24 protein-coding genes are annotated in these 23812 nt (G+C 55.5%); 12 read left to right on the top strand and 12 right to left on the bottom strand.

Annotated elements, in window-relative coordinates; genetic code table 11:
* Positions 1-107: 107 nt before the first annotated feature.
* The 7 genes from J8I87_RS12220 to J8I87_RS12190 all read right to left on the bottom strand — a co-directional run bounded on the left by J8I87_RS12220 (position 108) and on the right by J8I87_RS12190 (position 4995).
* Positions 108-875, bottom strand: coding sequence for an SDR family NAD(P)-dependent oxidoreductase (locus J8I87_RS12220; protein ID WP_209931712.1), 768 nt, complete (start codon positions 873-875; stop codon positions 108-110).
* A gap of 29 nt (positions 876-904) precedes the next feature.
* Positions 905-1252, bottom strand: coding sequence for an EthD domain-containing protein (locus tag J8I87_RS12215; RefSeq protein ID WP_209931711.1), 348 nt, complete (start codon positions 1250-1252; stop codon positions 905-907).
* Between the two features lie 74 nt (positions 1253-1326).
* Entirely contained in the window at positions 1327-1788 is a 462-nt protein-coding gene (locus tag J8I87_RS12210; protein ID WP_209931710.1) for a nuclear transport factor 2 family protein, read from the bottom strand.
* Positions 1789-1874: 86 nt separating this feature from the next.
* Positions 1875-2516 carry a VOC family protein gene (locus tag J8I87_RS12205; RefSeq protein WP_245253870.1) on the bottom strand — a complete coding sequence of 214 codons (642 nt, stop codon included), beginning with the start codon at positions 2514-2516 and terminating at the stop codon, positions 1875-1877.
* A 189-nt stretch (positions 2517-2705) separates the two neighbouring features.
* Positions 2706-3950: an ABC transporter substrate-binding protein gene (locus J8I87_RS12200; protein ID WP_209931709.1), complete on the bottom strand. Its 1245-nt coding sequence runs from the start codon at positions 3948-3950 to the stop codon at positions 2706-2708.
* Positions 3950-4405: a nuclear transport factor 2 family protein gene (locus tag J8I87_RS12195; protein ID WP_209931708.1), complete on the bottom strand. Its 456-nt coding sequence runs from the start codon at positions 4403-4405 to the stop codon at positions 3950-3952. The genes J8I87_RS12200 and J8I87_RS12195 overlap by 1 nt, the downstream gene beginning before the upstream one ends.
* Positions 4406-4470: 65 nt before the next feature.
* Positions 4471-4995: a VOC family protein gene (locus J8I87_RS12190; RefSeq protein WP_209931707.1), complete on the bottom strand. Its 525-nt coding sequence runs from the start codon at positions 4993-4995 to the stop codon at positions 4471-4473.
* A 337-nt stretch (positions 4996-5332) separates the two neighbouring features.
* Here J8I87_RS12190 and wrbA point away from each other — a divergent pair, with 337 nt between their 5' ends.
* From wrbA to J8I87_RS12175, 3 genes are all read left to right on the top strand, one after another.
* Positions 5333-5935, top strand: coding sequence for an NAD(P)H:quinone oxidoreductase (wrbA, locus tag J8I87_RS12185; protein WP_209931706.1), 603 nt, complete (start codon positions 5333-5335; stop codon positions 5933-5935).
* Positions 5936-5979: 44 nt separating this feature from the next.
* On the top strand, positions 5980-6867 hold the full coding sequence (locus J8I87_RS12180; protein ID WP_209931705.1) for a sugar phosphate isomerase/epimerase: 888 nt from the start codon (positions 5980-5982) through the stop codon (positions 6865-6867).
* Positions 6868-7019: 152 nt separating this feature from the next.
* Positions 7020-8219, top strand: coding sequence for an ABC transporter substrate-binding protein (locus J8I87_RS12175; RefSeq protein WP_209931704.1), 1200 nt, complete (start codon positions 7020-7022; stop codon positions 8217-8219).
* 200 nt (positions 8220-8419) lie between these two features.
* On the opposite strand, the gene J8I87_RS12170 is transcribed toward J8I87_RS12175, so the two are convergent.
* Entirely contained in the window at positions 8420-8839 is a 420-nt protein-coding gene (locus tag J8I87_RS12170; RefSeq protein ID WP_209931703.1) for a nuclear transport factor 2 family protein, read from the bottom strand.
* 267 nt (positions 8840-9106) lie between these two features.
* Here J8I87_RS12170 and J8I87_RS12165 point away from each other — a divergent pair, with 267 nt between their 5' ends.
* The 3 genes from J8I87_RS12165 (at position 9107) to J8I87_RS46305 (ending at position 11620) form a co-directional block, all read left to right on the top strand.
* Positions 9107-9385 (top strand): DUF4148 domain-containing protein, encoded by a 279-nt coding sequence (locus tag J8I87_RS12165; protein WP_209931702.1) that lies wholly within the window; start codon positions 9107-9109, stop codon positions 9383-9385.
* 685 nt (positions 9386-10070) lie between these two features.
* On the top strand, positions 10071-11213 hold the full coding sequence (locus J8I87_RS12160) for a porin (protein ID WP_209931701.1): 1143 nt from the start codon (positions 10071-10073) through the stop codon (positions 11211-11213).
* Between the two features lie 59 nt (positions 11214-11272).
* Complete coding sequence (locus J8I87_RS46305) at positions 11273-11620, top strand: BON domain-containing protein (protein ID WP_209931700.1); 348 nt, start codon at positions 11273-11275, stop codon at positions 11618-11620.
* Positions 11621-11751: 131 nt separating this feature from the next.
* Here J8I87_RS46305 and J8I87_RS12150 read toward each other — a convergent pair whose 3' ends face one another.
* The 3 genes from J8I87_RS12150 to J8I87_RS12140 all read right to left on the bottom strand — a co-directional run bounded on the left by J8I87_RS12150 (position 11752) and on the right by J8I87_RS12140 (position 15757).
* Positions 11752-12915, bottom strand: coding sequence for an acetyl-CoA acetyltransferase (locus J8I87_RS12150; protein ID WP_209931699.1), 1164 nt, complete (start codon positions 12913-12915; stop codon positions 11752-11754).
* Between the two features lie 58 nt (positions 12916-12973).
* Positions 12974-14503, bottom strand: coding sequence for an AMP-binding protein (locus tag J8I87_RS12145; RefSeq protein WP_209931698.1), 1530 nt, complete (start codon positions 14501-14503; stop codon positions 12974-12976).
* A gap of 69 nt (positions 14504-14572) precedes the next feature.
* A complete protein-coding gene (locus J8I87_RS12140) occupies positions 14573-15757 on the bottom strand; it encodes a S9 family peptidase (protein WP_209931697.1) in 1185 nt (394 codons plus the stop codon).
* 416 nt (positions 15758-16173) lie between these two features.
* Here J8I87_RS12140 and J8I87_RS12135 point away from each other — a divergent pair, with 416 nt between their 5' ends.
* The 5 genes from J8I87_RS12135 (at position 16174) to leuD (ending at position 21770) form a co-directional block, all read left to right on the top strand.
* Positions 16174-17022, top strand: a complete 849-nt coding sequence (locus tag J8I87_RS12135; RefSeq protein WP_209931696.1) for a LuxR C-terminal-related transcriptional regulator — start codon at positions 16174-16176, stop codon at positions 17020-17022.
* Positions 17023-17221: 199 nt separating this feature from the next.
* Complete coding sequence (locus tag J8I87_RS12130) at positions 17222-18217, top strand: zinc-binding dehydrogenase (protein WP_209931695.1); 996 nt, start codon at positions 17222-17224, stop codon at positions 18215-18217.
* 239 nt (positions 18218-18456) lie between these two features.
* A complete protein-coding gene (locus tag J8I87_RS12125; protein WP_209931694.1) occupies positions 18457-19662 on the top strand; it encodes a CaiB/BaiF CoA-transferase family protein in 1206 nt (401 codons plus the stop codon).
* 45 nt (positions 19663-19707) lie between these two features.
* Positions 19708-21117, top strand: coding sequence for a 3-isopropylmalate dehydratase large subunit (leuC, locus tag J8I87_RS12120; RefSeq protein WP_209931693.1), 1410 nt, complete (start codon positions 19708-19710; stop codon positions 21115-21117).
* The gene (gene leuD / locus J8I87_RS12115) at positions 21117-21770 is read left to right on the top strand and encodes a 3-isopropylmalate dehydratase small subunit (protein ID WP_209931692.1); all 654 of its coding nucleotides are present in this window, start codon (positions 21117-21119) and stop codon (positions 21768-21770) included. Before leuC ends, leuD begins: the two co-directional genes overlap by 1 nt.
* A gap of 127 nt (positions 21771-21897) precedes the next feature.
* Here the strand turns inward: leuD and J8I87_RS12110 are convergent, their stop codons facing one another.
* Complete coding sequence (locus J8I87_RS12110; RefSeq protein ID WP_209931691.1) at positions 21898-23124, bottom strand: FAD-dependent oxidoreductase; 1227 nt, start codon at positions 23122-23124, stop codon at positions 21898-21900.
* Positions 23125-23400: 276 nt separating this feature from the next.
* On the opposite strand from J8I87_RS12110, the gene J8I87_RS12105 reads away from it, so the two are divergent.
* A complete protein-coding gene (locus tag J8I87_RS12105; RefSeq protein WP_245253868.1) occupies positions 23401-23745 on the top strand; it encodes a 2Fe-2S iron-sulfur cluster-binding protein in 345 nt (114 codons plus the stop codon).
* Positions 23746-23812 lie beyond the last annotated feature (67 nt).

Raw genomic sequence — 23812 nt, 5'->3', positions numbered from 1 at the left:
GCTCGTTGTCAGAATATAGGTGTCCCCCGCCGGGGGACGAGCACCGTGTCGTGCGTTGTAGCGTGAGGACCTTTCCTTGGGAACATATATCCCGTCGTCTGGCAGACTTACTGCATTCGGAGGCCGCCGTTTACATCAAGCGTTGACCCTGTGACGAATGCTGCCTCGATGGACGCGAGGTAGGCTGCGGCCGCGGCGACCTCCTCGGGCGTGCCGATTCGACCGAGTGGGAGCAGGTCGAGCGCGTTGTAGTTTGTGTCGGGGGGAGGCGCCGGACCCCGGGACGCGCGTAGCATCGGTGTGTCGATGGGTCCGGGCGCTATGGCATTGACCGTGATCCCCCACGACGCGAGTTCTCTCGCCGCTGCCTTTGTGAGGCTCAATACCGCACCCTTTGATGCAGCATAAGCCGATTTCGACTGATAGCCGCCCAATTGGGCGCCGCTCGACGATACGGTGATGATCCGTCCGTGCTCAACGGGTTTCGCTTTCCGGTGGGCTGCATATTCCCGGATGCAGAAAAAGGTGCCACGAGCATTGATCGCGAATATCTTGTCCCAAAGATCCGCGGTGGTTTCAGTCAACGTCGTTTGACGTCCATCCGGACCGTTACCAACGGTACCCGCGAATGCCCCTAGGACGTGAATTGGACCAAGCCGGGTTTCAACCGCTTCGAAGCCGGCGACGACCGCGTTTTCGTCCGTCACGTCCATCGCGATGCCCATGTGTCCATGACCTGGTAGGCCATCTGCGGCATGCTGTGCAGCCGTAAGATCCAGATCGGCTATCGCGACTACGAGCCCGTCCTGCGCAAAGCGTCTCGCCGTGGCAAGACCGATACCGCCGGTTCCCCCGGTGATAAGCGCTACTCTCATTGCCTCAACTCCTCGACGTTTCGTCTGCTTTAAACCTGGACGACCGGCGTATCGGACATCGACGTGCGGGTGATCGACATATCGATGAAATTGTGCTCATCCGGAATCACGAGATTCTGGAAATCCGGCTCCGCGAACATGGCTTGTCGGTCTTCCATCGACTCAAACCAGACTTCCGAGAAGCCATCGAATTCCAGTTCTTGTACGCCCGGCACACTTGCGTTCGGTTGCAAATGGTGTTGGACGTAGCGTTTGATGTGTCGCGCGATTTTCGGGTTCTTTGCAATCAACGGGCCGTGAATCTCGCGCCAGTGGCGGGAGAATTCTTCATGCGAGGTACCGGGCTTGCGCTTGTAGAAACTTACAGAGACCCACATTTTTGTGCTCCAGACTTGGTTGATGTTTATCTTGATCGAGATCGCCCGGCACCTCCGGGCGGCGATGGATGCTATTAGTTTTCGACTGCGCCGTCGCCGACGAGAAATCCATCGAATGCTTTTTGAAAAACGAGAGGATTCATGTATTCGCGCAGACCAGCAATTCTCCCGTTGGCCAGGGTGAAAACCATCACATACTGTTGATCGTAAAGTCGCCCTGTTTCGGGGACCGTGCTGACACCGCGTGCCTCCACGATGACGATCGAGCCGCCGTTGCACTCGTGAATCCCGTCTATCGTAAAGACATGATCAATTCGATTGCTCAGGACCGTGCGGTAGTGGAACACGATCCGGTCTCGTCCTTTAAATTGTGCCTCGAGACCGGGCAAAGCCGGCATGAACACGTTTTCCTGTACTGCGTCCTCCGCGAACAGGCTGCCCCACTCGTCGAACTGCTTTTTCATCAAAAGCGTGTAAAACCTCAATACACAAGCTTCGGCGGGAGTTCGAGCGATAACAACGTCAGCGCGCGGCATGGCTTATCCTTCTTCACAAATCCGGCGAGCTTTTGCAGCCAGCCTGGTTTGAACGGGTGACTTGAGCGACGACCCGTGCCATGTTTTTAATGCGTCTCGTAGCGCTTGCGCACATCTTTGCAGAGTTGAACCAGAGCCTGGTTCACGTCCCTCCCTTCCTGCGCTGCCTTCTTCTTGCAATCGACCCATAGCTTAAGATCACGATAGCCACTTTCAGTGTGCTGGTTCCACTCTGAATCGAGCGGCGTGGTGATCTCAAGCCGGACGCCAGCCGGGTCGCGGAAGTAAATGCTGAGAATGATGCCTTTATGATCCGTAGGCCCGATAACGTCGACATCGTTCGCTTTCAACCATTCATACCATCGCAACACCTCCTCACGACTGGCGGCCTGCAGCGCAATGTGATTGAAGATATCGTACGCTGGGTGGGTCGGAGCGGCGGGCCGCGGGATACCTGGCGCTTCGAAAAATGCGAGTGTCGAACCGTCTTGCATCCGAAAGAAAATATGAAAGTACGGGATGGGATCACCGGTCGACGGAATGGAATCGTCCATTACCGTGCTGGCCACCTCCATACCCATGATACGAGTGTAGAAATCGGCTGTCGCCGCGACATCGTGCGTCACCCACGCTGCATGGTTAAGCATGACGGGGGTTAACCCTGGATTCCCCTCGCTGCCGGCGACGAGCGGAGATGTGGGTCGTTCTGCGAGATCAATGGCTTTCATGCTTTTCGTCCTGAATGTTGGATGGGGCGTTGCAAACATCGCCGGACCATCGAAGGCGTGTTTTAAGCACCTGGTGCTTCCTGCACGAACCTCAACTTTCTACAGATCCGTCAAGGGAGTCAGTCCCCTCGGCAGGGGACGGGACCGTGCGCGTCAGCCGATATACCAGACCTCCCGCAGAGGTTGGTGTTATTTCACTAGCGAGCACTGTTTTGACATGGGCCGAAAAGCCTCATCGCCGGGGATCTTTCGAAGGATCTTGTAAACGTCCCACGGACCTTTTGATTCTGATGGCGCTTTTACCTGTAACAGATACAAGTCATGTACCATCCGTCCGTCTGGTCTCACCTTGCCGTCTTCCATCGCTGTGTCTGATACCGGCAACTCTTTCATCTTCGACACCACATTCGGTGCATTCGTCGAGCGCGCCGCTAACACGGCCTTCAGATAGTGATATGTCGCCGAGTAAGCACCAGCTTGCACGTCAGAAGGCATACCGCCACCAGCGGCCTTTGCGAAACGTTGGCTGAAGCTCCGGGTTCGATCGTCGGCATTCCAGTAAAAGGCCTCCGTCGTCACCAGACCTTGCGCCAAGGGTAGGCCTATCGCTTTGATATCCTGGACCGAGGACGAAAGGATAGTGATCTTCTGCTGCGGCTGTATAGCATACTCATTCGACTGTTTGATCGCGTTGACCAGGTCCGTTCCGCCAAGCACAAGGCTCACTACCTCAGCACGAGAGCTTTGGGCCTGAAGCAGGGCACTGGAATAGTCTGCCGAGCCTGACGGCATGCTTACCGAGCCTAATACCTGACCTCCGGTGGCATCGAGCTGTGTGCGAACGATTGCCTCCTGAACCTTTGCTCCCAACGCATCCTGGCGAATGATGAACCACCGCTTACCACCGCCTTTTACAACTGCCGTTGTGGTAGATCGAGTGATAGCGCTGCTGTCATAAGTCCATTGAACGCTATTCGGCGAGCATTCCTTTGTTGTGAGGTCGTCGTGTCTCGGACCTGAAAGAAGGCCAACAACTGATGTTCCTCGTATGGCGCTATTAACCGCTAGGGCTGCTGCCGATAAGGGCACGTCGACAATCGCAGTCACGCCATCATCGATCCACTTCTTGGTAATAGCGACTGCGAGATCGGGTTGAAGTTGGAAGTCGGCAGATACTACGCTGATGTCCAGGTTGCTGCGAGGGTTGGCGGACTTGAAGTCGTCCACGGCAAGCTGCGTTGCCACCACCGAACCCTTACCGGACCACGCGGCGAAGATCGAGGTCATGTCGGTCAACACTCCGATCTTTACCTTCAACGGCGCGGTTTGAGCAGCAGCTTTGATCGGAACGAGAAGAGTCGCGCTTATCAGGCCGGACATCAAGAACGCGGCAGAAACAACGCGAATACCAGTCTTTCGGCAATTATTCATCATCACCGGAACTCTTCAAAGCCGCCGCCAAAGGCGCGCATAAAGGCGAGCGGATTGGTGTACTCCTTCAAGCTGACCAGCTTGCCGTCACTCGCGGTAAAGATGCACACGTACTGATTTTCATACACACGTTTTGTTTCACCAACGAGGCTGTTGGCGTGTGCTTCGACAATGACAATATCCTTATTTTCTGTTCGATGGATGTGGTCTATCCAGAACACGTGATCGCTTCGGTTTTTAAATGCGATTCGATAATGTTCCATTATCTGATCGCGTCCAACGAAAGCGTCCGTGACGAACTTTCCAAAACCTTCCGGGCGGAAGGGGATGTGGTTGATCGCATCCTCATGCCAGAGCTGGGCAAATCCATCCAGGTCTCGTTTCATCAGCAGGGTGAAGTATCCGAGGGCAAGCTCTTCGGGCACGTCACGCGGTTGTATCTCGTCGGCTCGTTTCATGGTTTTCTTTACGTTGAGAAGGTTGGAGGAAGGGAAGAAGTGCTCCGTCTAAGACGCACTGGCATCTATAGATCGGCGCGCCTCAACAGGTTGCTTTCAGGAATGCCCGCTTCCAGTTTTGAGATGAAATCCTCGGGATCGATTGGTAAGCCGATGGGGTTACGTGCGAAATGCTCGCTGCGCATGAAGGCCGATGCAGCCTCAGCGTTGGGAAATGCGTCAACTTGCATTTCAACATCGTTCCGGTCCGGATCGCGATAGTAAAGCGATACCGTCGGCCCATGATTTACACAACGATAAGGCAATACGTCCAGCGCCTTGAGTCTTCGATAGTTCTTAAGTAAGTCAGACAACGTGTCGAAGGCGAAGGCTGCATGATAGAAGCCAACCTGCACCCAGCTTGGTTTTTCCGCATACGTCTCGGTCGCTACGAACGCCACCCGGTGGTGCTCATCGTCGTAGGTGATGAAGCAGATGACGTCGTTTCGAAAGTTGATCCGTGCGTCGAGCAGGATGCAGTACCACGTCACCATCTTCGTTAGCTGGTTGGTTCTGAGAACATAGTGAGCAAGACGGGATGGGGATGCCATAAAGGCTCCTGTTCAGCGACGGGACGCAATAAGCCTGAAGGAATTGCAAATGCTGCTTGTGGGCGATTCGGTACTGACATGTATCGCAGAGAACAATGTAGCGAGAGTAGGCAGGCCGACGTGCAACGTCTGTCCCCGTCGCGCGGGACATCGTTTTTCCTGGTGTGCGCTGTCCCCCTGTAGTGGGGCCGACAGGGTTTCCGGCCCACGCTAAGCTCAGATACGACCTCGAGCGGTCGGCACCGCCAGCAGGCCGTAGAGCGGCTCAACGCGATAGGGAAACGCCGGCTATAGCGTCTCGGGCACGAGCCACAGACACGTCTAGGGAAAGGATCACATGACGAATATCGCAGTTATCTACTACAGCAGCACTGGGTACACATATCAGGTTGCGAAGGCGATCGAGGAAGGTGCGCGTTCAGAAGGCGCGGAAGTACGCGTGCGTAAGGTTTGTGAACTCGCACCGGCGGAAGCGATTGCCGCGAAGCCCGCGTGGCAGGCACATGTAACGGAAACTGCGGACGTGCCGGAAGCCACGCTAGACGATCTGGAGTGGGCCGATGGGTTCCTCCTCGGAACTCCGACGCGCTTCGGGTTGCCGGCCGCGCAACTTAAGCAGTTTATCGACACGACGGGCCCTCTGTGGGCGCAGGGCAAGCTTCAGGATAAGGCAGCTGCGGTCTTCGGCGGTGCGGGCAACATTCATGGCGGTCAGGAATCTACTCTGCTTGCACTGCAAAACATCTTTTACCATTGGGGCTCGATCATCGTTCCGATCGGCTATACGGACAAGTTGCTCTACGCAGCGGGTGGCAACCCATATGGTGTGAGTTTCAGCGATGGAAAAGGCAACCCTTTACCCAGTGAGAAGCTGGTCGCAGCCAGGATTCAGGGGCAGCGCGTCGCTCGCGTGGCTGGCCTGCTCAGGTCGAACCGTTGACAAGCACTGGGCTATTTTTAACCACCAAATCGCTGGGACTTGGAATGGACACGTCGCAAACGCCTAAGCGGCGTTACGTACTCGGCTACCACACGTTTGCAGACCTCGAGCCGCCCGAATTCGTGAGCCTTGCCGCGGAGGCCGGTTATGACGGGGTGACACTTCGGCTCTGGCCTGCATACAAGCCGCCGCTTGAATATCCTTTTCCGTTGTTGGAGCCTCAAAGTCCAATGCGGAACGAGGTGAAACGAAGGCTGAGAGACACTGGCATGTCGGTGTTGGACATTGAGGTTCTTCGTGTTGATGCACAGCTTGATGTGAGTAGCATGCGTCCTCTACTGGAAGCGAGTGCGGATCTGGGCGGCGCATATCTGACTGTGCTCGGGAATGACGAGGATCAAAGCCGCCTCGACGATAACTTGGCGGCTCTCGCGGAACTGTCAGCTGAGTATGGGATGCCAATCTCTCTCGAATTCCACGCACTCAACAGCATCAATAGCATTCACGCGGCAAACGCGGCGCTTGATCGGCTCGGGCGCGAGGACGCATTGCTAACAGTCGATACTTTACATTTGTTCCGATCCGGCGGTTGTGCTGCTGACATAGCTAGAACGGATCCGAAGCGTCTCATATCGATACAACTTTGCGACGGACCGAGGAAAGGGCCGGAGACCGTCGAGGCATTTCGGGCAGAGTCCAGAGACCGGCAGCACCCTTCGTTGGGCGAGTTGCCCCTCGAAGAGTACGTGCGGGCGGCGCCACGCGATAGCGCAATCATCGTTGAAGCGCCGATGATCGGGCTGCGTCAGCGGCTTGGGCTCGAACCCGTCGTAATTGCGCAAGACGCACTGCGCCTGACTACCCAACTGGTGTCTCGCGCGGATAAAGCGACGGACGATCGCGGTAGAACGCGCTTCACGGCACAGGGTTAGCGGGGCGCACCGTCAGCCGACATAGTCGCGCGATACACGCAGGTGGTCAAATCGACCCGTCGAGCATTTGTCAGGTGGCACACAAGAGTTCGACGGTCGGTCCTGGTACTCCTGAGGTTGAATACGAAGCTAAAATCACGTTTGGAGACAGCATGAGAAAGATACTTGGGGTAATCAGCGTCGGTCTGCTGATCCCCGCGGCAGCCATAGCTCAGATCGCGAACAATACCGTAAGGATCGGTGTATTGACCGATATGTCATCCAGCTATGCGCCTTGGACGGGACGAGGCTCGGTGATAGCAACTGAGATGGCTGTCGAGGACTTTAAGCAAGGTCGCTCCGTTCCTTTCAAGATTGAGGTTCGGTCCGCCGACTTCCAACTCAAACCCGACCTCGCAGTATCGCTTTCCAAGAAGTGGCTTGATGACGGGGTCAACGCTATTGTTGATGTGCCCCAGGGCTCCGCAGCGTTGGCCGTCAACTCGCTGCTCAAGGGCTCAAACGCAGCCGCGCTGCTAAGTGGCACCGCGCACGATGACCTCACGACCAAAGAATGTTCTCCCAATACCGCGCAATGGACGTACGACCTGACTTCATTGAACCGGGCCACAATTGGTCAAATGGTAAAGACAGGATCGAAAACATGGTTCTTTATCACTGTAGATTACACTAGCGGAAAGAAATCGGAGGAAGTTTCTCGCGATATTGTCTCGCGTTCCGGTGGAAAGACGGTCGGCTCCGTAAAAGAACCGATCGGGACAACTGACTTCTCGAGCTTCCTGTTACAGGCTCAGTCTTCTGGTGCCGATGCCATAGCGTTTATAACCGGCGGAGCCGATATCATTGCGGCGTTAAAGCAAGCCCAAGAATTCGGAATGGCAAGCTCCAAGCAGAAGCTTGTACTAACTTTTCCGATGCTGCAAGACATCAAAGCGATTGGACTGGATATTGCGCAGAGGCTAACGTTTACAGAAGCCTTTTATTGGGACGCCGATGAAGGAAAGCGTGATTTCGCGAAACGATTCGCCGCTAGAAACGGTGGAAATTATCCTTCGTCCGCTCAAGCGGGGGCGTACTCCACAGTGCTACATTACCTGAAGGCGGTCGAAGCCACGCGGTCGAGCGATGGAAAGACCGTGATCTCCAAGATGAAGCAACTGCCAGTCAATGACCCACTATTCGGCCCGGGCATACTTCGCGAGGATGGCCGTATGGTGCACGATATGTACTTTGTGGAAGTGAAGAAACCTGCTGAGTCCAAGTCGACGTGGGATCTGTACAAGGTAATCAGCAAAATACCGGGAGACATTGCATTTCGCCCGCCTTCGAAAGAATGTAATCTGGTTAAATAGAGTCTTCCCGGCCCCGCCTTCTGGTACGAGATCTTTGTCCGCCGGAGGGCTCGCCGAGCCGCCGGCTTTTTTACACTGCCTGATCATCGCTCGCTACCTTTCGACGACCGGTACGAGGAGCGATTGACCCTCGGAGATGTGGAGTACGACCGTCAAGTCCCGCCGGTCAGCGGCTTTTACGGTCGCCGTTAAAGCGAGCGCTATCCCAAAAGGCTCACGCCTCGGTATTTGAACTTCCACCCTGAGGCAGTCTTGACGTACTTGTCTTCAAAATTCCCTACGACCACGATCGAGGGCTGGCCATTTTCGACGCGAATGATCAAAATGGACACGCTGCCTTCGGCGGTCGTCCCGTCTCCGGTAACGATCGCATTCGCCGAAAAATACTGCGAATTCCCTTGCTCGGCGTAATTCTCGTTTGCGAATTTCTTAAGTGCGTCCGTACCTTGCACGCGTACTTTCTCGTTATATTTGGTGCCCTTCGCGGGCTCCTTCCGCTCCCACACCGCGTCGTCGGTGAATAAGGTGCTCCAACGAACCGCGTCTTTCTGCGAGGTGTATTGCGCGTACTGGGAGTGCAATCTCAAGATTTCGAGTTCGTCCTGACTGGAAAGGCTCATCTCAACTCCTTTTTAGGTGACAGCCCTCCGCCATTCGACGGCAGACGCTGTCTGTCGAGCATAACGCGCTCCGTGTCCGCCAGCAGTCCCCGCGTCGGGGGGCAGGATCGGCGCACCTCGGACGGCAGGCGGTACAACTGAAGCCTTACGGGCCTCTTTCTATATCTATTGTTGCGTTGAATGCAATAGCACTTGATGTAACTCGCGCACAATCGATGTCCGGCATTCAGGTATCTTTCTGCTGTCAGATACCGACCCGGGTAAACCATGTCCTTGCTTCGGAAATTCACCATTTTGTTTGGCGCTTGCATAGTTTGCACCTCAACAACATCGGCAGTGGCCGATTCCGCAACGGGGAGGTCGAGAGCACAGGTTGTTGCCGAGCTGCGCCGTCTTGAGGCGGCGGGATACAACCCCAACGCTAACGAAGAGTATCCAGGAAACTTGCAGACGGCCGAGCACCGCGCAGCCGAACTGGATCCCAGCAACTCGGAACAAGCTGGAGCGTCTGCGAAGGCCTTAAAGGCCGGCGGTGCGACGCCGTGAGGACGCCACATACAGGTCTCCTTTCGGCATAGATATCAGCCCCTTACCGCCGCCCGGCGATTCGTGGAACTCGAGTTCACGAAGAATCAGGCAGCGTTCTCACGGACCTTTGCGGTGAGAATGAAGTCTTGTAGCGGGCTCGGTGTTATCAACTGCTTGGTCGCTTGAGTCTCGATCTGAAGTGGTTGGACTTGGTTTTGCGACGCTAGAAATCGCCGTCCGATGTAGCTCTTGCCCAGCAGTGATATGACCGGGTCGCTCAAGGCCTGGTCCTTCTCATAGGCTTGAAGAGAGGCGCGATCGGCGAGTCAGATTCTGACTTCGTATTCCGGTCAGCCGCGTGTGTGTCCATCCAAAAAAATTACAGCTCGGAAAATTTCCTCTCGATGTCGTTGATCGGTATGCCTTAATGCACGCCCTACGGCTATAGGGGAAAGGCGGTAACACGGTCAGGGGACAGACGCAAATCCGATTCGATAAATATCATTAGCAAAACGAATCGAATAAGTAATGTCTTATCAGAGGTTTTCTAGGGCGTTTCATTAGAAAACCCGCTTCATCTCCGCTCCACGATTCAACCTTCACCAGGTGCCAGCTATCGTCAGTCAAGATGGCTAAATGGTGTCATGGTTCACGGCTTTCGACGTACAACGACCGCCATCGAGTGGCAACCAAGAGGAGACACATGAGAGCTATCCTGAAAGCAACGACGCTTGCTGGTCTGAGCGCTATTCCCTGCCTGTCCATGGCGCAATCCAGTGTCACGCTATATGGTCTCATTGACGCTGGCGTCGTGTATGTCAGTAATCTCAATGGCCACTCGCAGTGGAAGATGCAAAGCGGCACCGTTGCGTCGAGCCGGTGGGGAATGCGAGGGGTTGAGGACCTGGGAGGCGGATACGCTGCAATCTTTCAGCTGGAGAATGGGTTCAACGTAATGAATGGCGTGACGGGTAACGCGGGCCGGGAATTTGGGCGATACGCATATGTCGGTTTGCGCAGCGACAAGCTCGGATTGGTCACCATCGGCCGCAATATCGACAACATACAAGACTTCGTCGGGGGGATGACGGCCGAAGTGCAATGGTCCGGGGTGAGTGCAGTCCATTTCGGCGATGCGGATCAATTGGACACGTCATTTCGAATAAACAACGCGATCAAGTACACAAGTCCCATAATCGGTGGCTTCAAATTCGGTGGCATGTTCGGCCTCAGTAATCAAGCAGCAGGCAGCGGTGGTGGTTTTGGAAATAACAAAATGTTCAGTCTGGGTGCGGGCTACGCATTCGGTCCGGTGACGCTCGGAGTCGCTTACGCGGCCTATAACCGTCCAGGCAGTGCGACCAACCCAAACGGGGCTGTAACCGGGGAGTATGTGCAACCTCTCTACGTCAGTCCTGCTGGCACGGGAGCTGGTGTGGAGAAACAACAGGTGGTGACAGGCGGAGGTAGCTACGTATTTGGCTCAGCCACCGCGGCGGTCATCTACAGCAACGTCAAACTGCATTATCTCGATGGAACATCGTTGAATCAGGATAACGTCGAGGTGAACGGCAAGTATCAGTTCACGCCTTCGTTTTTCGCTGGTCTGGCGTACGTATATTCCGGTTACAGGTACGCTGGCTTGAACAATGTCGTTCAGCACCCGCTATATCACCAGGTCGCGGTTGGGACTTGGTACCTCCTGTCTAAGACAACCGACGTTTCGCTTGTAGTAGTCGGCCAGAAGGCTGCCGGTGATGCAAAGGTTGCGGCTCTGACTAACGTTGGAGCGTCGTCGAGCGATCACCAAATGGTGGTCGTCGCCTCGATGCGCAAGCGGTTTTGAAGATCGCGGACATCTTTCCCAAGTGTTCTATTTTTCCTTTATGTGCGGGATATTGCTCAATGATTAGGATCTGTGGCTCCATCGCGGCAGTGGTTATACTGGCGACGCTGTTTGGGACGACCGCATATGCGACAACAATTCCATCGACGCACAATGTGCACAGGGCCGGCTACACTTCATCGGATAAAGCTGCGGATAAGCAGTTGAGGAAGACGGTCCGTCGCGCGTTGTCGAAAGGCCTCGGCCCTGACGCCGAGAACATCATCGTAGTCGCGAGAGGAGGCGCAATCACACTAAGCGGATCAACACCAGATCCTGGCATCGCCAAGCGCGCCGAGGACTTGGCGCGTGGAGTATCCGGTGTCTCTTCGGTGAGCAACAGGATTACGATTCGCTCTGCGCCATAAGATCTAACCGGAAATCGGAAGAGCCGCAACGACCTCGCGTGCGGCTCTCGTTACTTAACGGATCCCTCGCACTGATGCGAGGGCATCGGGCTCGCCGCGCGGTGCGCGCCAGCACTGGACACTCAAATGCGCTATCTAACGGTTTCCAGGATCGAAACGTAGTTGGCGACGCCAGCTCCCCCCATGTTGAACACGCCACCGATTTTCGGATTGGCGAGCTGTACTCCTGGCGCGGCTCCCGTCAGCTGCATCGCGCTCGTAACGTGCATGGAGACGCCAGTGGCACCGATTGGATGTCCTTTTGCTTTAAGACCGCCCGAAAGGTTAACGGGAAGGTATCCGTTAGCCTCCGTGAGACCTTCTTCAATCGCCGTGTAACCTTTCCCCACGGGGGTAATTCCCATCGCTTCATATTCCATCAGTTCCGCAATAGTGAAGCAGTCGTGAGTTTCTACGAAAGATAGGTCACCGAGATTGAGTTTTGCACTGGAGAGCGCGCGTTTCCACGCCTCTTCGCAGCCCGCGAGGCGGGTCATATCGCGGCGTCCCGTCGGGAGAAAGTCGTTGACCTGAACTGCTGAACGGAAACTCACCGCCTTCTTGGCATTCCGCGCAATATCTTTGCTGGCCAGGACAATCGCAGCCGCTCCGTCAGACACCATCGAGCAATCGGTTCTGCGTAGCGGACCCGCGACCAGGGGATTCCGGTCAGAGATGGTTGAACAAAAGGTGTACCCGAGGTCCTTTTGCATGTGAGCCAACGGGTTGACACTGCCGTTTCTGTGGTTCTTCGCCGCGATACGGGCCAGAGCCGCTGATTGATCGCCGTATCGCTCGAAATAATCGGTGGCGATCTTACCGAAGAGCCCGGCGAAGGAACCGGCTTGAGCTTCTTCACGGACAAAGCTCGCGCTGACCAGCCCCGTGTTGATTACCTCAGGTGTTGCAGCGGTCATTTTTTCAACGCCGACGACCAGAACGATTTCTGCTTTGTCTGCGCGGATACTGTTTAGACCTTGATGAATCGCTGCGCTCCCGCTGGCGCACGCATTCTCGACCCGGGTCGAAGGCTTGAACCGTAATGCGTCATCCGCCTCGAAGACGAGAGAAGAAGGGAAGCCCTGAGGGTCCATGCCGGCGTTGAAATTGCTGACGTAGATCTCGTCGACGTCAGCAAAGGAGATGCCGGCATCCGCTATAGCGTCTCGTGCTGCCCGAACGATGAGCGTCTCCATCGTCTCGTTCTCAAGCTTTCCGAACTTCGTATGTGACCATCCGATCATTGCCGCAGACATTGACTCATCTCCCATAGATCAAGTTTGTGGGATTGCGAAACATGTTTCTGATATGACTTTATGCGGAAGCGGTTGGCTCTTTCGTGAGCCGTTCTCTCAATTCTCGCTTGACGATTTTCCCGGATCCGTTTTTCGGGAGCGATTCGACAAAGATGTATTCTTTCGGTCGCTTAAAGCGTGCAATCCGTTCGAGGCAATGCGCGTCGAGGTCTGCTGCCGATATCGAAGCATGGTCCTTCGAAACGACGAATGCGACGACCACTTCGCCCCATTCTTCATCTTTTCGACCGAGAACGCAGCACTCCAGCACGTTTGGATTCGTTAAAAGGACCTCTTCGACTTCGCGTGGATAGATGTTTGTGCCGCCGCTGATAACGACATCCTTGGACCGATCAAGAAGCGTGAGGAAGCCGCGGGCATCTAGACGTCCCATGTCGCCGGTATGCAACCATCCGTCCCGTAGAGTGTCTGCGGTCGCACCAGGGTTCTTCCAGTAGCCTGACATCACGACATCCCCTCTGCAGATGATCTCGCCGAGTTCCCCAACGCCTGCGTCTTGACCGTCCGGTCCGATTACGCGCACGTCGACGCCAGATCGTGGCGTGCCAACCGAGCCTAAGGTGTTTGTGTCGGTAGTGCAGTGGTCGGATCGTCGCATACCGGTAATCGTCATTGGAGCTTCTCCCTGACCGTAGATCTGGGAGAAGATTGGACCAAACCAGTCGATTGCCTTTTGCAATTCGGCGACGTACATAGGACCCCCTCCATAAATGATGTTGCGGAGGTTTCGGGGTCTTCGATTGCTACGCTCAGCCTCGGTCCGCAGTCGCTGTACCATGGTGGGCGCGAGAAAGGCGCCACATCGTGGATGTAAATCAGTCAGGTCCAGAAACTCGTTCACGTCATATGCCGATGACGCTGGCACAACGTGTCGCGCCCCGCGTGCAATATAGGGCAGAATGTATAGACCGGAACCGTGCGACATAGGCGCGGCGTGAATGATGCTGCTATTTTCGTCGACGTCGTCAATATCAGCGAGGTGTGCGATCGACATGGAGATAAGGTTGTGATGGGTCAACATCGCGCCTTTGGGTCGACCAGTGGTGCCGCTGGTGTAGAACAGCCATGCCAAGCTGCTAACTGATGCTTCGACCGGTGAACCTGGCTGAGTGCCGGCTAGTGAGGTGTAGAGGTTGCCTCCGATAGCAATTGGTGACGAGAGCACCGATGTGTGGTTGCTTACGGCGGACGCGACAGCTTCGGCCAACTTCGAAGAGACAAAGATGATTGATGCATCCGCGTTTTCGATTATGTGCGCGATCTCAAGTGGATGCAATTTCGCGTTGACCGGTACAACGACCATACCCGCGGCCCATATAGCGAAGTAGATCTCAATCAATTCGGGACGGTTCTCGCTTGCGACAACGACCCGACTACCGACGTTCGCGTAGGAGAGAAGGCCGGCGGCAAGCGAGAGGGATCGTTGATATAGCTCGTTATAAGTTGCGTATAGCTGATCGCCATCGTAGATGGCCGGGCTGTTGGGGAAACGTCTTGCGGCTTGTTCTAGCAGAGTAAAACTGTTCATTCGATACTCCATCTATGTCTGAACGGCTCGGTCGGATCGGTGATGGTGACGTGTCGCTATCGAAGAGCACTATTGTCCCAAAAGATTTCGCTCGTCTAGCCAACCCCGAATCAAACTGGTCGCTGTTTTAAGAAGCTCGGGTTGACCAGCGTAGTAGTGCGTGGCTCCTTGAATCACGTGCATGGTTTTATCTTTTGTCGTTGCCGCGTCAAAAAGCATTGAAGTATGGGGTTGGGGGACAGCGTCGTCCGCATCGTTTTCGATGACGAGAAGCGGTGCTGCGATCTGCCGGGCACACGCTAGGCCATCACTACGAGAGTCGTCGATTGACCATTGAGAGAGCCATGACCGCAAGGTCGAAAAGCGCGCGAGACCAACCGGACCAGTGTTCACGGTTTCGGGGTTTCCCATGTAACACCAGCGCGGCTTGCGCGCGTTCGGATCGAGAGACGGATCGAGAAATCGTGGGTCGGCCAAAGTCCTGTGCGTTACGAAGCAGCGCTCCATCTCGAGGGTTCCTCGACTTTTTAGCTCTTCGAGGGTTTCTTTGACCCACCCAGTAATTCGCCTTACGCGTGCTAGCTGTGCAGCCCTGTACTCTTCGATGAACTGGCGGGAATAGGGTGGTTGGTTCGTATTCGTAGGGTGGTAAATGTCGAGGTGTTTGTCGCGGTTGTCTGGATTGAGTTCATCCATGACCGACGGATCAATAACGTCGAGAAGTAGCTGAGCACGGGAAAGGTGAGCCGCTTGAAAAATCAGGGCATCAGCTGGGATAAGCCCGGCTCCGGCAATGTTCACGGGATCCCCGGCGGGGGTGTGTGTGATCGTCGGATTTTCGGCCTGTGATTGATAAAACAGGCCCAGTGAACCACCACCACTCCAGCCGACTATGACGACCTTCTCATATCCCCATACTTCTCTCGCGTGTCGCACGTACGCGCCCAAATCGAGGAGAACCTTCTCCATGATTAATGCGGTATCGTTTTTAGCGTAGCGACTTGCGGCACATAGCACATGCGCTCCAGATCGTACGGCTTCGCGGGGGACCGGCAGAAGTTGAAGCGTGGACGTCGGATGCATAAACAGCAGCAACGTCGACGAATCGCGTCCTTTGGGGCGCATCCAGATTCCCTCCAGGTTGACCGCGCCCTGATTTCCAGCAAATCCATACGTTTCGGTGAAAGCCGCGTTTTCGTCGTATTGCAGGTGAACCCATTGGGTTTCGACTTCGAAGCTCGCGTTGTTCGACATGATTTCCTAGATGTTTGTTGAGTGTTGGCTCGCCAGGCGTGGGTGGTTAGACTCTCGCGTCGTTGGGATGCGACATTCGCAGGTCTGCCGTGAGATCGAACACGTAGGTGCGTTCTCGTCGGGGCGCTGCGGAACACCACTCAAGCCTGGTCCGAGGGCAACGGAGCCCCCGGACGCAAGCTGTCCCCACGGTGGCTTATCGCTGCAACGCGGTAAGCAGGTTTCGAGCGGAATAGGCAATAGAATCAGGCAATCTGCTTTAGCTTGCTCCGTGCACAAGACGACTCGGGGAACGAACCCTACTTACCCCGATTGACGCACTACCTGCAGTCACTATAATTTGGGGGGATACTTTCCTCTGTCCCCCGTGTGGGGACGGCAGCCGGCGGAGCCCGGTATTGAGAAAAGGTGGAGACATGCAAATAGGCGCCGTTCCCACAGGGTCGCCAGCGCGCTGCTTGCCAGACGCGAACATACTTGCCGTCATCGATGCGATTGGCGGAGATTCTTTCGGTCCAAAGCTCTTGTCTTACCTGCATGAAGTATGCGGAGCGGACCACTGCGCGGTGTTTGAGCTCGGCGGTGACAGCCTTCTCGAACTCGACTCCGCGAGCCTGGATGGAACGCAAACGGCCCATCAACAGGCGTCACTCTATACGGCACAGCAATACTGGCGGCGCGACCCCACAATCGTTGAGGCGAAGCGTCGACTTGGGCAGCCCACCCCAGCCATATTGCGCGTCGATATCAACTCACTGACGGACACCGTATTCAGGGACGCGATCTACCCGAAGATCAGTCAACGGGTCATGATTTGCAGTCAGAGTTCGAAGGGGGCTTTCGGCCTAAGTATTCTCCGTTCGTCGGGACATGGTACGTTCTCGGACTCGGAAGTAGATCACCTTTCTAGCGTCTCGGAGTTGCTGTTTACGGTTTTGTCGAAGCATGCAGATGTCGTAGCGACACGCGGAGCCTTGACGCGAGCCCTCACTTCATTGGACGACATAGAAACCTGTCTCCTTGGCGCCACGGAGTTGTCCAAGCGGGAAGCGGAAGTCTGCGCTCGAATTCTGTACGGTCTGTCGTCGATCGGGATCGCATTGGATCTGGGCATAGGCGAGGAAAGCGTCAAGACCTATAGAAAGCGTGCCTATCAACGGCTTTCCATCGGTAGTCCCCGTGAACTGCTGATGTGGTATTTGGGTCTTTGGGGTAAGGCGGTTGCCCAAGGGGCCGTGCAGCGTGTCCCAATTCTCCCCCGTTAGTTCCCCCTTTGAAGCCGGATCAATCTCCGGCGTCATTTAGCCAGACGATTGGTTGGTTGACCGTGTCCACCCGGTAGACTGCTGGCCGAAGGCCACGCGTCTGTTAATCCTGAATGCCTTTCGCTGCGTCCCCAGTAAGGGGACAGACATTATTTGCTGCGCTCTTAAAAATTGATGCCCATGTACCTAATGGAATCAAATGATGGCGCAACTTCCTGGAACGATGAAAGCCGGCGTGGCAACACCCGATGGCCTTGAGGTCCGATCAGTTCCCACTCCCAGCCCGGGCCCGACTCAAGTCCTCGTGCGAGTACGCGCCGCAGGCATGAATCGCGCGGATCTCAATGCAGCGAAGGGCGCGGGCGTCGCGACGGCGGACGCCTTTGGAAAGCCGATCGGGATGGAATGGGCCGGAGACGTCGTGCAAACTGGCAAAGACGTCCACACGTTTCAGATTGGCGATTCGGTAATGTGTTCCGGCGCCGGCGGCTATGCCGAATTTGCAGTCGCAGAGGCGCGCCGCACAATCCGGCTCGCAGATGGGGCTCCCACATTCGAAGAGGCCGCGGCGCTTCCGCTTGCACTTTTAACTGCGCACGATGCTGTGGTAACGCATGGCCAGGTGGCGACTGGAGATGCAGTGCTGATCCAGGGAGGCAGTTCCGCAGTCGGGCTGATGGCATCGCAGATCGCGAAGTATTTCGGCGCTGGCCTCGTTATTGGCACGTCCAGTCACGCCATTCGGCGCGCCAAACTGAAGGATTTCGGCACCGACAGGGTCGTCGACTGCAACGACGAACACTGGATCCAGCAGGTCATGGACGCAACCGACGGTAAGGGCGTCAATGTGATAGTCGATATGGTGTCGGGAAAGACAGTTTCCGGCAGCATGCGTGCTGCGGCCGTGCGCGCGCGTATGGTCAATGTCGGCCGGCTCGGGGGCACCGTAGGCGAATTCGATTTCGATTTGCACGCCGCCAAGCGCATTGATTATCGCGGCGTCACCTTTCGAACGCGTACCCCAGATGAGGTCTTTGAAATCGTTAAGCGGGCAACCGACGATCTCCTGCCTGCCGTGTATAGCAGAAAGATATCTTTGCCGATCGCGAAAATCTTCGATCTAAGCGATGCAAAGGAGGCGCACGAATACATGCGTACCAATCTCCACTTCGGGAAGATCGTCCTGATTCCGTAGCCTTGCTGGTGTTCGATGCGTTACAGCGGTCCGCCGACTGTGGCGGATCTTTTCGACGCGGCTGAAAAGACGCGGTCAGAGGCAAGGTCGAATTTATTCCCTACTCCGATGAATTCGAGCGCGCCGAATGGTTCTCGCCACGCGCTTCCGTCGACCGTCTAGATCACCCCGCACTGCAGTTTCCGGCGTTCGTCGCGCTACGAACAGAGCTGTGGCTGCCCTAAAGGATGAAGCAGGAAATGGCTAAAGCAGAAAAATCCTTGCCGCTCGCCGGCGTTCGGGTTCTTGAACTCGGTTCATTGATTGCAGGTCCATATGCTAGTGCTCTACTCGCACAGTTTGGCGCAGAGGTCGTAAAGATTGAGCCGCCAAAAGACGGTGATCCTCTCAGAAAGTGGCGAAAGTTGCATGACGGGACATCTCTGTGGTGGTACACGCAGAGTCGAAATAAGAAGTCTGTTACCGTTGACCTGAAGTGCGAAGAGGGACAAGACATCGTTCGTAGACTCGCGTCCCAGGCGGATATCGTTATCGAGAACTTCAAACCCGGGACTCTTGAGAAGTGGGGCATAGGGTGGGACGAACTGTCTGCTTTAAATCCGAAGCTCGTCATGGTCCGCATATCCGGCTATGGGCAAGACGGACCGTATCGAGAAAGGCCAGGCTTTGCCGCGATTGCCGAATGTATGGGGGGGCTGCGGCACGTAACGGGGTTTCCTGATCGGCCACCCGTTAGGGTAGGTGTTAGCCTCGGTGATACGTTGGCATCGCTTTACGGGACCATCGGTGCGCTTGTGGCCATGCATCATCTCAAGAACGGCGATGGAACGGGCCAATATATCGACGTTGCGCTTTATGAGGCCGTTTACGCTGTTATGGAGAGCCTTGTTCCCGAGTATGGCGAATTCGGGCATGTACGTGAACGGTCCGGCTCCAGCTTGCCGGGTATTTCGCCGTCGAATACATATCTTTGCGGTGACGGTCAGTACGTTGTTATCGCGGGAAATGGCGACGGAATTTTCAAACGGCTGATGGTTGCCATCGGACGCGACGACCTGGCGAGCGATCCGGAACTTGCGCGGAACGATGGTCGGGTTAAGCACAACGACATAATCGACACGGCAATTTCGAACTGGGTGAGCACCCGAAAACTGTCGGATGTCTTGCCGATTCTGGAAGCTGCAAGCGTACCTTGCGGACGGGTGTACACGGTCGCGGACATAGCAGAAGATCCGCATTACCGAGCAAGGGGCATGATCCAACGTCACGAACTACCCGATGGTGCACCGATTGATCTGCCGGGTATCGTACCTAAGCTCAGCGCAACTCCTGGTCAGACCAGGTGGGTCGGACCGCAGTTGGGAGAGCACACGAACGAGGTGCTGGCTGAGATAGGAATCGATGAAAATGCCCGAGCCGCGTTGCGTTCAAGAGGCGTGATTTGAGACTCAAGGCCATACCGAAGCAATGAAACATCGTGTGGAGGTTCTGTGAGCGGAACGACCTTATTCGAGAAGATCTGGGCGAGTCACGTTGTCAGCGAGGCCGACGACGGTACCGCACTTTTATACGTTGATCGCCATCTAGTGTATGAGGTAACCAGCCCTCAGGCTTTCGAAGGATTATGTATCTCTGGACGCAAGCCATGGCGAAGTTCGACAGTGCTTGCAACGGCTGACCACAACGTTCCGACGACGGGGAGAGCACATGGAATCGCTGATCCCCTGTCGCGAATGCAAGTTGAGCAGCTCGACAAGAACTGTGCACAGTTCAACGTGGTGCAGTTTGGTCTGCGTGACCGCCGTCAAGGAATCATTCATGTTGTCGGACCGGAGCAAGGCGCAACGCTTCCGGGGATGACGATCGTGGCGGGGGATTCGCATACTAGTACGCACGGTGCATTCGCGGCGCTAGCTTTCGGGGTGGGGACTTCCGAAGTCGAGCACGTCCTCGCTACTCAATGCTTGTCCATGAAGCGAATGAGGCCGATGCTCGTACGCGTTGACGGCAATCTACCACGTGGGGTTACAGCAAAAGATCTGGCGTTGCGAATTATCGGAACGCTAGGAACGGCAGGTGGTACCGGCTACGCAATCGAATTTGCGGGCACGACCATCGATGCCATGTCAATGGAAGGGCGGATGACGCTTTGCAACCTTGCCATCGAGGCAGGCGCACGTGTCGGCATCATCGCCGTCGATGAGACCACCATCAACTACGTCAAAGGGCGCCCGTATGCACCCACCGGCGACCAGTGGGAAAAAGCGGTCGACTATTGGCGTACATTACACAGCGATAAGGATGCGCATTTTGAACGCATTGTAAGCATCGACGCGTCATCGGTTAGGCCCATGGTCACATGGGGGACATCTCCAGAAATGGTCGTATCTATTGACGATTCAGTTCCCGATCCGGCTCTCGAATCGAACGATGTCAAGCGCCAGGGAATGACACGAGCATTGGAATATATGGCCGTAAGTGCTGGTACCGAAATCTCATCGATCGCATTAGACAAGGTTTTCATTGGTTCTTGTACCAACGCGCGGATCGAAGATTTGCGCGCTGCAGCCGCGATCGTTCGAGGACGTCGAGTTTCTTCAAGCATCAAGCAGGCCCTGGTGGTGCCGGGGTCCGGTCTGGTCAAAGCACAAGCGGAAGCAGAGGGTCTCGACAAGATTTTTGTGGAAGCGGGTTTTGAATGGAGAGAGCCCGGTTGCTCGATGTGCCTCGGGATGAACGATGATCGGCTTGGCCCTGGCGAACGTTGCGCGTCGACATCGAATCGGAACTTCGAGGGGCGTCAGGGTGCAGGCGGGCGGACGCATCTGGTCAGTCCCGTCATGGCAGCGGCAGCGGCCGTCGCAGGCCATTTTGTCGATGTTTCTCAGGAGCTGCAATAATGGAAGCTTTCAATGTATTGACCGGTCTTGTTGTGCCTATCGACCGATCCAATGTCGATACCGATGCGATAATTCCGAAGCAGTTCATGAAGTCGATTGCCAGGACAGGATTCGGTGCGAATCTTTTCGACGAGTGGCGCTACCTGGATCGTGGAGAGCCGGGGCAAAACTGCGATGTGCGTCCTAAGAACCTTGAGTTTTCACTGAATGACAGTCGCTACGACGGCGCGCAGATCATGCTGACGCGTGACAACTTTGGATGTGGGTCTAGCCGTGAGCATGCTGCGTGGGCACTTCATGACTTTGGTATTAGAGCGCTCATAGCGCCAAGTTTCGCCGATATTTTCTATGGAAATTGCCTGAAGAACGGAATGCTCCCTGTCGTACTGCCGAAGGAAGCGGTGGACTATCTGTTTCACGCGGTGTACGCAACCAGTGGTTTTCGTTTGCGAATCGACTTGCGCAGTCAATCTGTCGCAACCGATAGCGGATTCGAAGTGAAGTTTGAGATCGAACCCTTCAAGAAGAAATGTCTTCTCGGCGGGCTAGACGACATTGGGCTGACACTTCAACGAATGCAGGAAATCCGTGATTATGAATCGCGACGGCGTGCGAGCGAGCCATGGCTGTTTTCAGATCTGTTGACCGAGTGAGTGGCGGCATTACCTACGAAGTTCGGTTCAGCAGCGGTCGTGCGTTTGCGCAACGACGTTAGAATCTGACCGGTGGCCCTCGCGGCAGCCCACTTCGAGTTCATTGGAAGTGGGGCCGCGTGTCGGATCAGGCGATCGTTGCGTGCCAGGCGCGCAATTCGAAATTCGGACCTAGAGCTTCCTCTAGAGAGGGAAACTTCGAGCCGATAACCTTGCGAGCAATCATGTGATCTGCGGGACGATTCACAGATTCAACGGAAATCAGATCGTTTTGCTTGTAACAAAGCACTGAGAATTGGCGGCTCGTTAAGTCGCCGCAGACCACTTCGGTATCGTGTCCAGCGTTGAGTCCAACTATCTGGAGCTTCAGATCTCGCTGATCGCTCCAGAACCACGGGATTTGCCGGTATGGGTTTGGCTTGCCACAGAGTCTGTTCGCCACACATCGCGCGTGGTCAACCGCGTTTTGGACGGATTCGAGACGCAGCAGACCAGTGGCGCTCTGATTGGGGAATGCAGCCACATCACCGATTGCCGATATCGCCGGGTCGGACGTCACCAGAAATTCATCCACTTTAATCCCGCCATCTATTTCCAATCCGGCGTCCGCAGCCAAGGTAACGTTGGGCTGTACCCCGATACCGAAGACTACCAAGTCGGTCTCCAGTCGCTTGCCAGTGGTCGTAGCAACGGCGGTCACCCGTCCATCCTCACCTTCGATGCTCGCTAGACCGGTCTGAAAGTGAAACTCTGTCCCCCAAGCCTCATGCGCAGAGCGAAAAAACCGTGACGTAGTCGGCGATGTAGCACGGGCCATGGGTCGGTCGGCAAGCTCAAGCACTTCAACGGAGGCGCCGAGCGTGCTTGCGACAGCAGCGAACTCCAATCCAATAAAGCCCGCACCGACGACGATCGCTTTCCTGACACTGGCTAGCCTAGGAATAATCAAGTCGGCGTCTTCACGAGATCGAAGGCCGAAGACACCATTTAGTTTTGAGCCGGGCACCGTGAGGGGGCGATTACGAGCTCCCATGGCTAGCACCAAATGATCGTAATTGAATATCTCACCGGATCGGGTGTGAACAAGTCGCTCAGTCCTGTCAATTTTAACTACCTCCGCACAGACGAGGCGGATCCGGTTTTCGTCGAAAAAGCGCTCGGGACGGAAGTGCAAGGCCTCCCGGTTAATTTTTCCCGTGACATAGGCCTTCGAAAGAGGAGGGCGTTGATAAGGTAGCCCGGGTTCATCACTGATAAGGGTGATTACGCCTTTATAGCCCGACTGCCTCAGCGAGGCTGCGGTCTGAAAACCACCGTGACCACCGCCCACAACCACTACAGAATGTTCCGCCACTGTTTGCTCCACTGCCAGTTTGACTGCTCTGGAATCGCGCCTTGATCTTGCGCTGCTTCCCGCCCACATTAACTGAGCGTACTGAATATCGATGCCCCGTCGTGCTGGTTCAGGTAAACCCTGGTCTCACTGATGGACGGGTGTTTTGTCGGTCCCCGGCAAGGGGACAGACAAGGTTCGTCGCAAGTCGGAGAATCGACCCGACCATGCAGGGACTTGCTGTTTCGTAGGGCGTGGATGTTGTGGTTAGTGAACGATTTGTAGGGAGATACTCATATGACTTCTGAGACTGAGGTGATGGTTAAAGCAACGTACATTTCTCCCGACGGGACATCGACGGAAATCGATGTCCCCCTCGGGACCACCCTCATGCAGGCTGCAACCGCGAATTGCATTGAGGGCATCATTGGCGACTGTGGAGGAAACGTCAGTTGCGCGACTTGTCACGTGCTCGTTTCTTCCGAATTTGTTGATAGACTGCCGCCGATGTCAGACGCCGAAAATCAGATGCTTGACTATACGGTCGCGCCCCGGCAACCGAACAGCCGGCTAAGCTGTCAGGTCCTCGTGACTGAGGAACTTGACGGTATCGTCGTCGAGATTGCGGATCCGCAGACCTAAGACGGCGTATCTGCCTGCTCCTGGCGGCCACCAAGTGGGCTTGGCTTTGCCTATGGGCACAGGGGGT

This window comes from Paraburkholderia sp. LEh10, assembly GCF_017814945.1.
Taxonomy (GTDB): domain Bacteria; phylum Pseudomonadota; class Gammaproteobacteria; order Burkholderiales; family Burkholderiaceae; genus Paraburkholderia.
Note: the sequence above shows the minus strand (reverse complement) of the source record. Positions and strands in the feature narration are given on the sequence as shown.

Coding starts and splice junctions, on each gene's coding strand:
- J8I87_RS12150 (WP_209931699.1), bottom strand. CDS start 12,915: ATGTCTGCGGCAATGATCGGATGGTCACATACGAAGTTCGGAAAGCTT.
- J8I87_RS12165 (WP_209931702.1), top strand. CDS start 9,107: ATGTCCTTGCTTCGGAAATTCACCATTTTGTTTGGCGCTTGCATAGTT.
- J8I87_RS12220 (WP_209931712.1), bottom strand. CDS start 875: ATGAGAGTAGCGCTTATCACCGGGGGAACCGGCGGTATCGGTCTTGCC.
- J8I87_RS12180 (WP_209931705.1), top strand. CDS start 5,980: ATGGACACGTCGCAAACGCCTAAGCGGCGTTACGTACTCGGCTACCAC.
- J8I87_RS12175 (WP_209931704.1), top strand. CDS start 7,020: ATGAGAAAGATACTTGGGGTAATCAGCGTCGGTCTGCTGATCCCCGCG.
- J8I87_RS12215 (WP_209931711.1), bottom strand. CDS start 1,252: ATGTGGGTCTCTGTAAGTTTCTACAAGCGCAAGCCCGGTACCTCGCAT.
- J8I87_RS12145 (WP_209931698.1), bottom strand. CDS start 14,503: ATGAACAGTTTTACTCTGCTAGAACAAGCCGCAAGACGTTTCCCCAAC.
- J8I87_RS12200 (WP_209931709.1), bottom strand. CDS start 3,950: ATGATGAATAATTGCCGAAAGACTGGTATTCGCGTTGTTTCTGCCGCG.
- J8I87_RS12140 (WP_209931697.1), bottom strand. CDS start 15,757: ATGTCGAACAACGCGAGCTTCGAAGTCGAAACCCAATGGGTTCACCTG.
- J8I87_RS12210 (WP_209931710.1), bottom strand. CDS start 1,788: ATGCCGCGCGCTGACGTTGTTATCGCTCGAACTCCCGCCGAAGCTTGT.
- J8I87_RS12160 (WP_209931701.1), top strand. CDS start 10,071: ATGAGAGCTATCCTGAAAGCAACGACGCTTGCTGGTCTGAGCGCTATT.
- wrbA (WP_209931706.1), top strand. CDS start 5,333: ATGACGAATATCGCAGTTATCTACTACAGCAGCACTGGGTACACATAT.
- J8I87_RS12190 (WP_209931707.1), bottom strand. CDS start 4,995: ATGGCATCCCCATCCCGTCTTGCTCACTATGTTCTCAGAACCAACCAG.
- J8I87_RS12205 (WP_245253870.1), bottom strand. CDS start 2,516: ATGAAAGCCATTGATCTCGCAGAACGACCCACATCTCCGCTCGTCGCC.
- J8I87_RS12170 (WP_209931703.1), bottom strand. CDS start 8,839: ATGAGCCTTTCCAGTCAGGACGAACTCGAAATCTTGAGATTGCACTCC.
- J8I87_RS12105 (WP_245253868.1), top strand. CDS start 23,401: ATGACTTCTGAGACTGAGGTGATGGTTAAAGCAACGTACATTTCTCCC.
- J8I87_RS12195 (WP_209931708.1), bottom strand. CDS start 4,405: ATGAAACGAGCCGACGAGATACAACCGCGTGACGTGCCCGAAGAGCTT.
- J8I87_RS12135 (WP_209931696.1), top strand. CDS start 16,174: ATGCAAATAGGCGCCGTTCCCACAGGGTCGCCAGCGCGCTGCTTGCCA.
- J8I87_RS46305 (WP_209931700.1), top strand. CDS start 11,273: ATGATTAGGATCTGTGGCTCCATCGCGGCAGTGGTTATACTGGCGACG.
- leuD (WP_209931692.1), top strand. CDS start 21,117: ATGGAAGCTTTCAATGTATTGACCGGTCTTGTTGTGCCTATCGACCGA.
- J8I87_RS12125 (WP_209931694.1), top strand. CDS start 18,457: ATGGCTAAAGCAGAAAAATCCTTGCCGCTCGCCGGCGTTCGGGTTCTT.
- J8I87_RS12130 (WP_209931695.1), top strand. CDS start 17,222: ATGATGGCGCAACTTCCTGGAACGATGAAAGCCGGCGTGGCAACACCC.